10 protein-coding genes are annotated in these 13457 nt (G+C 41.6%); all 10 read right to left on the bottom strand.

Annotated features, from left to right (window positions below; translation table 11 throughout):
* Positions 1-45 precede the first annotated feature (45 nt).
* On the bottom strand, positions 46-1497 hold the full coding sequence (locus tag WS42_RS06060) for a histidine kinase (protein ID WP_013610811.1): 1452 nt from the start codon (positions 1495-1497) through the stop codon (positions 46-48).
* A 392-nt stretch (positions 1498-1889) separates the two neighbouring features.
* A complete protein-coding gene (locus tag WS42_RS06055; RefSeq protein WP_046403959.1) occupies positions 1890-3023 on the bottom strand; it encodes a TlpA disulfide reductase family protein in 1134 nt (377 codons plus the stop codon).
* 12 nt (positions 3024-3035) lie between these two features.
* Positions 3036-4628: a PKD-like family lipoprotein gene (locus WS42_RS06050; RefSeq protein ID WP_046450858.1), complete on the bottom strand. Its 1593-nt coding sequence runs from the start codon at positions 4626-4628 to the stop codon at positions 3036-3038.
* Between the two features lie 33 nt (positions 4629-4661).
* Positions 4662-5393 (bottom strand): DUF4843 domain-containing protein, encoded by a 732-nt coding sequence (locus tag WS42_RS06045; RefSeq protein WP_013610808.1) that lies wholly within the window; start codon positions 5391-5393, stop codon positions 4662-4664.
* 5 nt (positions 5394-5398) lie between these two features.
* On the bottom strand, positions 5399-6823 hold the full coding sequence (locus tag WS42_RS06040) for a RagB/SusD family nutrient uptake outer membrane protein (protein ID WP_046403947.1): 1425 nt from the start codon (positions 6821-6823) through the stop codon (positions 5399-5401).
* 12 nt (positions 6824-6835) lie between these two features.
* The gene (locus tag WS42_RS06035; protein ID WP_046450857.1) at positions 6836-10186 is read right to left on the bottom strand and encodes a SusC/RagA family TonB-linked outer membrane protein; all 3351 of its coding nucleotides are present in this window, start codon (positions 10184-10186) and stop codon (positions 6836-6838) included.
* 23 nt (positions 10187-10209) lie between these two features.
* Positions 10210-11076 (bottom strand): FecR family protein, encoded by an 867-nt coding sequence (locus tag WS42_RS06030; protein WP_286728352.1) that lies wholly within the window; start codon positions 11074-11076, stop codon positions 10210-10212.
* A gap of 75 nt (positions 11077-11151) precedes the next feature.
* Positions 11152-11370, bottom strand: coding sequence for a hypothetical protein (locus WS42_RS06025; RefSeq protein WP_046450855.1), 219 nt, complete (start codon positions 11368-11370; stop codon positions 11152-11154).
* Positions 11371-11964: 594 nt separating this feature from the next.
* On the bottom strand, positions 11965-12435 hold the full coding sequence (locus tag WS42_RS06015) for a nucleoside deaminase (RefSeq protein ID WP_013610803.1): 471 nt from the start codon (positions 12433-12435) through the stop codon (positions 11965-11967).
* A 92-nt stretch (positions 12436-12527) separates the two neighbouring features.
* Entirely contained in the window at positions 12528-13391 is an 864-nt protein-coding gene (gene lgt / locus WS42_RS06010; RefSeq protein WP_013610802.1) for a prolipoprotein diacylglyceryl transferase, read from the bottom strand.
* Positions 13392-13457: the final 66 nt, after the last annotated feature.

Below are 13457 nucleotides of genomic sequence, written 5' to 3'. Positions count from 1 at the left end.
GAATCCCCCGAATAAAAGTATGAAACACGATAAAAAAGGAGTGAATTATTCAACCAAAGGTAAGCGGCAGATAAATTTCCCTTCCTTTATCTCATATTCCGGCTGAACGTCAGCATAATAACGATAAATTTCCTGAATACTCTCCATGCCGACTCCGAAAGATGCCTCCGGCATATCGGTCCGGGGATGATAGGAATTTTCTACAATCACCGCTCCAACTTCCGCATAAATATCGATATCCAAAGGATATCTATGAGTAATTTCATTGTACTTAAGTGCATTTTCGAAAATCAATTGCAGACTCATCGCCGGAATCCTCCCGTTTACCGTTGTCAAATTATCGGCCAGGTGCAGATTCAATTGTTCCCCGAAACGTATTTTTTGGAGAAAATAATAGTGGCGGATAAATTCAACCTCTTCTTCTAATTTACTCAGGTTTTCTTTCCGTTTTTCCAGCACATAACGATACACTTTCGACATTTCCAATATAAATTTCCGGGCTACTCCGGGGTCGGTAGTGATCAAGGCACTCAAAGAATTCAAAGCATTGAATAAAAAATGAGGATTGAGTTGATTTTTCAATTGTTGCAAATTCAGCCGGATGGCTTCCTGTTCGGCCTTTTGCCGTAAATCGTATTCTTTCCGCCACCGCCGTTGGGAATAAGCAAGCAAAACAATAAAAATCACGACTGTAAACACGACTATCCACAAAGCATACCGATGGAAATCGGCCATAGCTTCCTGATTATCCAATTGCACCACGTTAATGACGACCGTACATTTCTCTGTCCCCACCGTGAGCGGATAATAAATCTTATCGACAGGCAAGAGTAAAAACTGCGAAAAACCGGTAACATGGATCCGCTTATTCTCCCCGACGACCTGTTTTACCCTTCTTCTTTCAAGCGAATCGAGGAGCCGCATCCCCAGCCATTTTTCTTCGGGATGGGCGACAATTACCCCGGAGTCGTTCAGGATATAAGCATAATTCTTCCCCGCAGGTAATAAGTTTGAAAAATAAGCATGTAAATGATCCAAAGCGATATCGATCCCCAATGCCACCTCCCCCTGCCGCCCGTATAACGTCCAGTAATAAGTGGAATCTTCGGCATACAACCCTCCATTTCTTTCCTTTGAAGGTCCGGCTTCACTCTCCCGTATACCGGAATCGGTACAAATCGTTCTTTTCCCTTCCGTTTCGAACCAAATTCGGCTCACCTTATTATCCTGTCGGATCAATAAGGCAATCAACTCTTCGAATTGTTCCTTCTGATAGCCCCGTGTCGCCAAATAATCCTGCATACTTTCAACCAGCTCTGCCGTCTTTTGGAAATCCTGCCGGATCAGTTCCGTCCGGTACTCCCCCATCTCTTCCACCACTGAATAATGCATCCGATTCACCGTCTTGTCCATCTGTACACTGACTAAGCCGATAGCTCCGGCAAATAAGATCAACAACAATATTCCGGCAACAATTCCGTTTTGCTTATAAAACATGTCTCCGCTTTTTTATTTATTCTCTAAACAAAAATAGGTATTTTCTACGGGAGATATCCTATAAAAGAAAAGGGTTATCGAAATTTTCCGGCTTTAACAGAAAAACCTAGAATTATTCTGTCGTTACTTATTCGTCTTCGGTGTTCGTGTTCGGGGACCATTGGAGCGGGAACGAGGGTCCGGTTAGGTTTTCCGAACGGCCGAGCGGTGGTGTTTGACGAACGAAGTGAGGAGTTCCGCCGGTCAGTGAAGGAAAGCCTTAACGGACCGGTCCAGGCGAACCGGTCCGATGGCACAAAACCTGGAATCGGAATAGAAAGAAAAAATAAACCTACTATAAATATGAAAAAACGGAGCATTGGAAAAAGGGGGAATTATAAACTCCTATCTGTTCACTTTATAAAATTAGCCGGCACGTCGGTCAATTCTTCATGCCGCATTTCCTTTGCCAGTATTTTCCCGTCCGGCCCCACTAAAATAATGTGAGGGATTCCCTTGATGCAATAAGTCGTAAAAATATCCGTTTTTGGAGGCAATAACAAATGATCCCAGTTACTATGATCTTCTTTGATAGCTGCCAGCCACAACTCTTTCTTCCGGTCATCCGATACGCCTAAAATGGTAAAATTTTTTCCCTTAAAAGCTTCCAATGCTTTTCTCAGCCACGGTGTTTCTTCGCGACACCAATGACAATAAGAATCCCAAAAATCCACAATAACATATTTACCTCTGAAATCACTTAATTTGATCGGATTACCCAGCGTATCCCGGCCGGTAATCTCCGGGGCGACAGCACCGATAGCACATCCCGCATAACGGTCGAGCTGAGCGTTCATCAAAGCGATATAAGGAGTCTGCTGAGCTTCCGGTCCAAAATTTTTCTGGTATTCCCTTTCCGCACCGATATTTTCTTTAGTAGAGAAATCTTTCCGTCCGAATAATTTACTGTAGTACAAATAAATTCCGAACGGATTCTCCATATTTCCGTCAACCGTTTGTCTTACCAACTGATCTTCGGCCATCTGTGCCTGCTCATAATAAGGCATAGACTCCTCTTTGATCCGGGCCATTTCCTCCCGGTCCTCCCGGTCGCGGGCAGTAAAAAACAAGGCATCCAACGAATCCAGCAACCGATCGTTTCTGACAACGGCACAGGCTTTCAGAAAATCCCGATACTTATTATTTAAGACAGACCCGGAAACTTCCCATACCACTCCTCCCTTCTTAACAGTTGCAGGTTTTACCTTCAGATTACCGGCCTCGGCAAATACCATTCCTCCTTGTCCGGGCCTGAATCCCAGAAAGAGCATTTGTTTTTTCGCACAATCTACCGTAAAAGTAAATTTACCCTCTTCAATTTCAGCCGAATCGATCGGATCGAACAACCCATAATAGGTATTCGTTATTTCCCCGAGATAGATCTTATTTTCCTTTATATCTCCGATTTCTCCTTCAATCCGCATGCGATTGGAATGGCATGCCCCTAACAGGCATGCTATTCCAATGATTAAGTTTATTATTTTCATCACTTTCATATATTAATCTTGTTTTTCCACCGTCGCTACCACCTCATCACAAAATCCTGCTTTGGTATAAAGTTTTTGTGCTGCAAGTCCACCGATATTATTCAATTTATAAACAGCAATTCCCCCATTCGGAGCCGGAATATTCCCGTCTTTAATGGCTATAGTCAACTGTATCATGGTAGCATTCGGATTCTCTGTCGTCGGAGCAGCTACTTCTGTACAATCTACCCCATCGATCGCATAATGCTCTTTCGTACCGTCGATAATCACTCCCTCAGAAGCCGTTTCCACATTAAAAGCATAAACTTTATCATCGCTGACATAGAAAAAGATATCCGAAATTCCTTTCGAATCCATATGCCAAGGCATGTAATTGTCTACCTCGGCCTTGTTTCCGGGTATCATCGCCGTAGCGTTGTATAATCCGGGATAGGCTGCTCCGGTTAATACCTGCTTTGACAGAGAGATAAAATCATACGTCCAGTCGTCATTAAAAATAAATTTATAGGTAATCAAAAAATATTCATTCTTATTTTTATCTCTCATCAACGCCCATACTTCATTCAGAGTCGAATTCATACTTCCTGAAAGTACTAATTCTACCCCTTCTCCCATTGCTTTGGGATCAAATTTCGAAAAATCGGAATTCGCCCCACCGATAAAACTAAAATACCCACCGCTTTGGTTGATCATAAAACGTCCGTGCAGGTTATCATAAAATAAGGGAGCGGCATAAAACGGATAGCCTGTCGGCTGTGCAACATAAAGTGCTGCCGAATAATCCTGAGGAGCCGACAAAAATACAATTTCCGGATTCCATACGGCTGTTTCCTCAAAACCATAGGCCCGCCCGTGTACTTTCCCATTCACCACCAGATAATCACTCCCCTGGTCCGTACAATAACCGTCGATCCCGATGTCTCCGGTCAGGTCTTCACCCGAAAAGAATTTCTCTTTCATATAAGCCTTCCGCACAAATAAATCGGGATCGAGATATACGCCTCCCGTATTATTTTTTGCAGTAACGACGACTGCCTTATAAGGTCTCGGGTTACGGGCATAAGGTTTGATCAGGATGATTTTTCGAGACTGCTCACTGAGTTTCTCTCCCTCATTGATTTGAGTATAGATCTTTTCGTATAGGGTGGTACCATCTTTCTTTAACATCGTCAGGTCGTACTCTCCACCGGTTTTACATAACATCAGGGTGCCTCCTGAATATTTACCGATAGTGGTAAAACTGGATTCTTCGATCACATAAAGACCGGTTTTATTGTCGGTCACTTTAAATTTTAAAGTAGTTTTCACCCCCGGTAAAACATCCGAGATCACCACATCCAGATTTTTTTCAAAAGACAAGGTATCGGCGACCGACTGTTCTTCATTGTATTTATACCACACATAGGAAAGATCCGATTTTTCGCCGAACTTTGTCGTCACTACCGGAGTGATGGTCAATTTCCCTCCCACTTCGATCTCCTGATAATCTTTGATCCCCTCAATTTTAATCTCATCGATATCGATATCTCCGTATCTGGATTCATCATCCACACAAGAGAACAGGATCAACAAAAATAATATTCCTATATATTTCAATTTTTTCATAGCTATCTTCTTTTTTAATTAACAACCCATAGACTAAGGTACATTCCATCCTTGCATCACTTTACCGGTTTCATCCCTGATTTCACTCCCGGTAATGATCTTATACAGTTTTCTGGCATAGGGAGTGTAATAATCTTCCTCGTAATAAATGCCATAATTACCGTTTCCACTACCATAGGTATCTTCCCAAAAATCATGTCCGGTCATTTCGATGATCATCATATGCTTTTTTTGGGAATATTCGCCGAATAATTTCTTAAACGCAGTCATATCTCCATAATAGCCTTCTCCCTCAGGCTTTTTCAACATATCGGCAATGAGCAGACGAATCTCGGACTTATCGGCATAGGCCACACCCAGATCACCGGTAGCAACCAGCCTCAACGTAAGAGTCACCGGTTTCTGTTTAATAGCCGCATCCCCCTTAATCAACCGCACAGGCATTTTATAAATAAATTCTCCGGCCGGGAACTCATAGAATTCAGGAAGTTTTTCATAATGTATACCTTCTTTGGCATCCGTTCTCTCCCCGACCACCTCGACTTTAAATTTCTGCGGCTTGGTCAATACATTTCCCAACATCTTCACATCTACGGTCGTCTCCAGAATCTGATCGGCCATCAGCAAGGAAACATACAGACTATCCCGGGTATCTGTCACAATGGAATAATAGATATCGTGCATATGCTCATCGTATACCATCCGTTCATTCTCACTACATGCTAACAGGATCACTGAAGCAAGAAGAAAAAATATCTTTTTCATAACGCTTAATTTTTAATATTCCCAAAATCGATTTCTACTGTCGGAATAGGCAAATTATACACCGCATTCACATCTTGATGAGCGATATTATTTTCAGCCCCGATAGTTTCCATTGCTTTCCGTTTATAATAGAAGAACATTTGTCCCTCACCTATAAATTCCCGGCGATATTCCTGAAAGATATAACCGGCTAAATCATCGGTCGGCGCAATACTGCTTAATCCCCGGTGATTTCTCAATTTATTGAGATAATCATAGGCAGCCTTCCCTTGAGCACATTCGGCAGCTATCAGATACAATTCGGAAATTTTAAACATCGGAATATAATTTACTCCGGTATATTTCTTCAATACGAACGAACTACCGTCGGAATACGGGGTGATCCAATAATTTCTGAACTCATTATCCAGTCCGGAACTATTAAAAATAGTCGCTTTTCCTTTTGAAGACATCGTCAATATATTAGAAGTAGAAGAAAAACTCTCGGTAAAATAAATATCGCTATTGTCTTTCAATTTCTGCACATCCAATGTGAAAATCAACTCTTTATTGAACATCGGATCGGAAGTAGTAGCAGCACTATTGGCCAATTCATAAGAAGCAGGACTTTCTCCGTCGGCTTCACCGATAATTTCCTTTGCTTCTTTCAAAGCCGCCTCTTTATCGTTTCCCCAAAGATATACCCGGGCTAAAAGTGCTGTCACCGCATAATAATTCATTCTTTGTTTCCGGTTATACAACGGATCGGAAGTATCGGAAAATTTAAATTCTTCTTTCCCTTTCATCAACTGTTTTGCAGCCAACAAATCCGTTTCTATTTTTTTCAAAACCTCTTTCACCGTCAACTGGGACTGGGCGATATTCGTAAAAACATCTATATAAGGAATAGCCAATGCGTCCAATCCTTTATTATTATTCATCGCAGCCGAAGGAGCGAATAAACGGAGTATATCGAAATGCAGAAAAGCCCGCAAAGCCAGAAATTCTCCTTTATACACATCATGTACCTCGGGTGAAGTAAAAACCCCTTTATTTTCGTCGATGAACAACATGGCCTGATTGATATTGGCTACAGCAGAAAAATGATTACTCCAAATAGAGCTAATGCGACTTTCCTCTGTTTTCTCGGTATACTTATATTCTGCTGCATTTTTGAAATTATGCTCATAACCGGAAGAAGTTGTTTTCAACGGACTGTTGTAATATTGAGCCAATACATCCAGGTAGCCGTACGTCAGATCTCTGCCGTAACTATTCGTACCGCACATCAATGCATAAACACCTACCAAAGCATCTCTGAATCCGGCTTCAGTACCGAACAGATCCTCTGCTTTCATATCCGCTTTCGGAGAAACGTCCAGCCAGTCGTTACAGCCGGTCAATGCCACAAAGAGCGAAAGAATGATCGTTTTATTTATTAATTTTTTCATAGTATTGTCCGATTAAAAAGTGATTTGAGCAGCCAGTGAAAAAGTCCTTGCAAAAGGATAGGAAGTACCTCTTTCCATCCGCACCGTGGAAGAAGTGAAAATATCGTTTCCGATAGCGGAGATTTTCAAGCGCTGAATCCCCCACTCTTTCAATTTCGCACTCCGGAAATCATAACTCACAGATAAAGCCTGAAGCTGAATATAATTTTCTTTTTCCACAAAGCGGGAAGTCGGATTAGTGACCGAAACATCGCTTACCTTTTTGAATTTTGCCACGTCTCCCGGTTCATTCCAACGGTCGTACAGAATGCGCCGGTCTCCGTTCTCGTTGGGATTTACATTCTCCACTTTGTCGACTAAGGTCTGATTGTAAATATAACCACCGTATTTATAATATAAATGCGCATTCAACTCCCAGCCTTTATACATAAACATCGTTCCGACCGTTCCATAAATTTTAGGATCGGAAGATCCCCAGGGTTTGTAATTTTTACTATCCCATTTATTCACTTTATTCCCGTTCATATCCAGGAATATTTCATCACCGGTAGCCGGATCGATTCCCAAAGATTCATTCACCCAGATGGTATTCTGCGACAACCCTTCTTTGTAACGGATCATCGGTTTGTTTTCCACTTTGGAATCCTGGTCGGCATTAAAAGCTGTCAAAGCTTTGTTGATTTTCTTCACTTTATTTTTATTGTGTGCCAGATTGAAGAAAATATCCCAGTTCAATTCCCGTTTGACATCCCGGAGTACCGTACCTTTTAAGGATAGTTCGACCCCACTGTTTTCTACTTCTCCCAAATTTTCTTTATAAGAAGAAAAACCCAAAGACGGAGCAATAGATACGTCGATCAGCACATCTTTCGATAAATCCCGGTATACATTGAAAGATCCGGTCAGACGACTATGGAAGATTTCGAAATCCAACCCTACGTTTTGTTTTTCTACCTTCTGCCATTTCAGGTTTTTATTTCCGAAAGCCTTCATAATGGCTCCCAGATAGCCGCTGTAAGAAATGGTATTGATCCGGCTATCGTTATAGGAATACATGGCCATAGCCTGGTAAGGACTAAAATTCTGGCCACCGGTTGTCCCGATAGATCCCCTGATCTTCAACAGGTTGATCACGCCCCAGTTTTTCATGAATTTTTCGTTATGGATATTATATCCGACACCGACCGACCAGAAAGTACCCCAGCGGTTGTTCGAACCGTAAATAGACGAACCGTCGCTTCGAACAGAAGCATCCAACAAGAAACGATTGTCATACGTATATCCCAGGTTACCCACAAAACCGACCAGGCGGGTCACATCGAAACTACCTCCGGGTTTCGCCCCTTCCTGATACCCCGAACCGATCGACACATGATCCATGTTCGCATTGGGAAAACCGACAACGTAGATACTGGTATTGTCATACTGTTTTTCCTGAAGGTTATACACAAACCCCAGGTTGATAAAATGTTTTTTCAGGCTCTTAAAATATGATAAGATGACGTTAATATCATAACTGAAATCATTGGAAGTCGACTGGGCATAACTCCCTTTTTTCTCTTTGTCCAAAAATTCGGTATTTTCATAGGATTTATAAACATCAGTCTTTCCATTATCCACGCTTAACGAAAGATTGGCCTTCAATTTCAATCCCTGAATAATATCGTATTCTATCGAGAAATTATTCAGAAAATTATTAGAAGTCTGCTGATTTTTAGAAGGCAATACCGCATTGTACAATTCATTATACATGGTCTTCGAGGTAATTCCCCGGTCATAATATTCATAAGAATAGAGGACCTTTTTCACATTCCCGTTTTCATCATAAGGATTATAATAGGGATTATAATAGAGGTAAGAACTAAAACTTCCGTAAGGGGAATTGACCGACTTCAAATGATCGAAGGAAGCATAATTGGAGAATTTCAGGTTTTTCAGGTTATATTGAAGCCGGATCCCTCCACCGTAATTATCCCGTTTCGAGCCTTTCATCACTCCGACTTTATTCGAATAGAAAAGATCGAAAGCATAACGGAACGATTCGTTTCCACCTTCTGCCATTACGGTATGTTTATGGCCGACCCCCAATTCCCGTACCGGAATGGACAACCAATCCACATCATTTCCTTCCTTCACCAATTTCAGAATCCGGTTATATGCATCCAACTTATCATCCGTCCATCCGGGTTTGGAAGATTTTTCATACAATCCGGAACGCACTTCGTATTCCAGTTTTTCTTCTGCATTCATCAGATTATAATCCGAAAGATCGGCTATTTCGAAGTTGGCACTACCGTTATAAGACAACTGCAATTTCCCGGCTTTGGGAAGTACCGTCTCGATCACCACAACGCCGTTAGCAGCACGTGAACCGTAAATCGCAGTAGCCGCCGCATCTTTCAGAATGGTGATATAACGTACCCGGTTGGGGTCGAGGTCGAACACCTTCTGAGCGGTTACTTCGAAACCATCCATAATAAAAGTCGGCATATTCGGATTGTTTTCATACTCGGCCTTCAAACTACTGGACCCCCGGATTTCAAAATCAGGAATGGTATTCGGGTCGCTACCCATTTCATTATTCACCACTTTAGTAAAAGAAGGATCGAGCACAGACAAGGTATTCAGGATATTTCCCGTAGAAATAGTCTTCAGTTCATCTCCGGAGAAGGTCTTGGATACACCGGTAAAGCTCTCCTTCTTCCGGGTAAAGTAACCATTGACCACCACCTCTTCCATTTCCGCCACTTCCTCGGTCAATATCACATTCAACGTTTCTTGCCCGGCATATCTGACCTCCTGTGGCTTCATGCCGACAAATGTAAACATCAATACCGTTTCTTTCCCATCCTCCGGAATGGTGATCGAATATTTTCCATCGATGTCGGTCGATACGCCTAAGGTCGTCCCTTTAATTACGACGGTCACTCCCGGTAAGACCGCCCCGCTTTTATCTTTCACCACCCCTTTCAGTACTTTCGGCCCGGCCGGTACTTCTCCTTTTGCACGAATCAGAATGATATCATTGTACAGCTCATACTCCAAATTCACTTTTTTCAATACCATATCCAACACTTCGCTCAATTCTTTGTCTTTAACCTGAACGGAAACCTGACCAGCTTCCCGCACCACACCGGAATTATACATCATTTTCATACCGGTTTGTTGTTTCACGGCATCGACAAATTTCTCCACAGAAACCTCTTTCAAGTCTAAAGTCACCAGCTTGTTTTGAGAAAAAACATGAGCCGATAAATTCAGGCTAAAAACAAAAATGAAAACAATACAACATTTGATAAACATCAAATTTTTCCTAAACCTCTTTAAAAGGCCCGGAAATCGGATCAGACGATTTTTTTTCATACCATTGTAATTTAGTTAAGTAATTAAGAAGACTTTCGAGATAACAGGATTTTATTATTATCTATTTCATAATGAATATCCTGGAGTCTTTCCAACACTTGCAGGAAAGTATTGATCGAATCATACCGTTCGAGACTACCGGTATATTTCAGCTGTTTCATTTCCTCATTCCGGAAAACCACTTCAGATCCGTACCAACGGGACAGTGTTTCCATAATTTCCTCCAGGGGCTTATCCCTGAAAACAAAAACCCCGTCTTTCCAGCCTACATATTCTTCAACTTCGACTTTACGACTGATTAATTCACCGGACCTTTCCAGGATAGCCTGTTCACCTGGCGATAAGATTACGCTTTTCTTTGTATGGGAAGTATAACGTACACAGCCTCTCACTAAGGTGGTATATTCTGCTTTATCCATGTATGAACTTATTCCGAAAGCCGTCCCCAATACGGTCACCTCTCCCTGAGAAGTAATTACCTGAAAAGGACGTCCGTCTTCGGCCACGTCGAAATAGGCTTCTCCTTCCAAATACACTTTACGTTCCCCAGCAGTGAACTGCACCGGATACTTTATTTTCGATTCTGCATTTATCCATACTTTCGTATGATCTTCCAACGTGATGTAACACTCTCCGGCTGTGGGCACAATCAATTCATTATAAGCCAATTCCTGTATTTGAGGCGTAGATCGGTAAGTAATCTTTCCCTCTGCATAACTGATCTGTGTTCCATTTTTTTCCAGTACCTGCATGGAATCCCGCTCGAGATTCACCGTCTCGCCATTTGTCAGTCGTAAAATAGCTTTGTAACTCCCGGGGCGAATCGTCTCCTGCTGTGCCGGTGGAACAACTTCTACCTCCGGTAATCCAAGATTCAGTAACCAACTCATTCCTAAAAGTAAAACCACCACTGCTGCTGCAGTAAGAATCCGGATAATCCTCTTTTTATGACGAAGCGATTTTTGTTACCTGCTGAATTTGCCGAAAGCTTTCCGGGCATCGTATTGTTTATATTCCTCCAGCTTTTCAGCCAAAATATCTCCCTGACTCAACTGCCGAAACACATTTTCCAAATTCTGATCGTTCAACATTTCCCGAAATTCCTGCTTTTCCCTTTTCTCCAATGTCCCGGAATAATATTTTCTCAAAAGAGTAACCTGTCGGTCAAATTTATCTTTTTGCATCTTAAAAAACGTTCGATTCTTTTTGCGGGAATCCGCAAAAAGAATAATTGCCAGCTGACCAATGACAATTGACAATTACCTGGAAGCTTCGCTTCCATTAGAAAATATTAAGAAAAGAAAAATGAGAAATAGGATGAAGAAAAAAATCATTGATTATCAAACAAATAAAGAAGAAACCACAGATTGGAAAATATGTGGTCAATTGTCACGCGACAATTGTCAATTAACTAAGTGCCCGCAGGATCCAATAGCTTTTTAAACTTTATGAACTTTCAACTAATTTAATCGAACGTTTTTTCGGTTCATTCAATGATAAAATGCATGAAGCAGGATTTGGTATGACAGAAATTTCATTTTTTTTGAAAAAAATTTACCTCATCTGTAAAAAAAACGGAAATTGACAGGATTATTAATGGAAAGTCCGGGGAGCGAATGGGCTATCGAAGATTTTCAAATAGATTAAATAAAAGAATAAAAAATAGAAAAAGTCTTAGAAAAGAGGACAGGAATTATTGGAAAAATCAAAATGTCGGAAAAATCCCCCTAAAAGGTTGATTTTTCCGACATTTTGCATTCTATTTTGAAGAAACGAACTTAATAAACAGTCTTGTCTTTGTTTTCTTTCCACAAGCTGAATTCTTCTCCAGCCGTATCCTCTTTCTCATTCAAAAAGGGAATACTCCGATCGGCCTCGGGGAGGGCAATCTCTTTATAGATCAGGGAATCATCGAATCCGGCAAGTGCTGCATCTTCTTTTGTAGAGGCATAATATACCCGGGAAGGTCTTGCCCAATAAATAGCACCAAGGCACATAGGACAAGGCTCACAACTGGCATATATCTCACATCCCCCGAGTTGAAAAGTATCTAACTTACGACAAGCCTCGCGAATCGCATTCACTTCGGCATGTGCTGTCGGGTCACAATCCGGAGTAACCGTATTGGCACAAGCTGCGATAATTTTTCCCTCCTTGACAACAACAGCGCCGAACGGCCCCCCGGTCCCCTGTTTCACATTCTCTACAGCCAAACGAATAGCTTCTCTCATAAACTTCTCTTCGTACATAACCTCTCAACTAAAATTTCATATTTCCCGTCCCCTCTCTCTTCCACCTCTAACCTCTATTCTTTTTACCTCTAGTTTATAGCTTACAGCCTTTAGCCTTTCCCTTTTTTTCCTTTCTTCTCCCCCTCATCCGGCAACTTCTTACTATACCAAAGCATAAAAATCCCCGCCAGAATAAAAGGAATACTCAAAATCTGTCCCATATTCAAGGCCATTCCAGCTTCCCAGGGTTCCTGTACTTCCTTGACGAACTCGATAATAAAGCGGGCAGAGAAGATCAGGATCAAAAAAGCGCCGAAGATAAATCCCATTTTCTTCTTAACGTTCGTTCGCCAATAAAGATACATCAAAACAAAAAAACTAAACAGGTAACAAATTGCTTCATACAATTGAGCCGGATGGCGCGGCAATTCCGGATTCGGTAGATCACTATTCATGAAGCGGAATCCCCAAGGCATATTGGTCGGTAATCCCACAATTTCAGAGTTCATTAAATTTCCTGTCCGGATAAAAAAGCCGGCTAAAGCAATCGGAATCACAGCCCGGTCTAAAATCCAGAATATAGATTTTTTGCTGACTTTCCGTGAATAATACCACAATCCGGCTATAATACCTATTGCAGCGCCATGACTGGCCAATCCCTGATAACCGGTAAACTTAAATTCGGGCGAAAACCGTACAGGCAGGATCATCTCCAGCGGATGCTGGCTATAATAAGCCCAGTCGTAAAAGATACAATGTCCCAAACGGGCACCGACTATCGTCGCGATCGCTACATACAACCACAATTTATCCAACCAGGCCATAGGCAATCCTTCGGACTTGAACATTTTCTCTTCAACCTTATAACCTAAAATAAAGGCCACAGCGAACAGCAACCCGTAATAACGAATGGAAATACCCCCCAAATTGAAGATTTCGGGACTAATATCCCAATTAATAAATAAAGACAACATACATTATGATTTTCGATTTATGATTTTTGATTTACGATTCAGACTTACCATTGAAATCTGAAATCG

The sequence above is a fragment of the Odoribacter sp. N54.MGS-14 genome, assembly GCF_000980295.1.
Lineage (GTDB): Bacteria > Bacteroidota > Bacteroidia > Bacteroidales > Marinifilaceae > Odoribacter > Odoribacter splanchnicus.
This window is presented reverse-complemented; position numbering and strand designations above follow the sequence as displayed.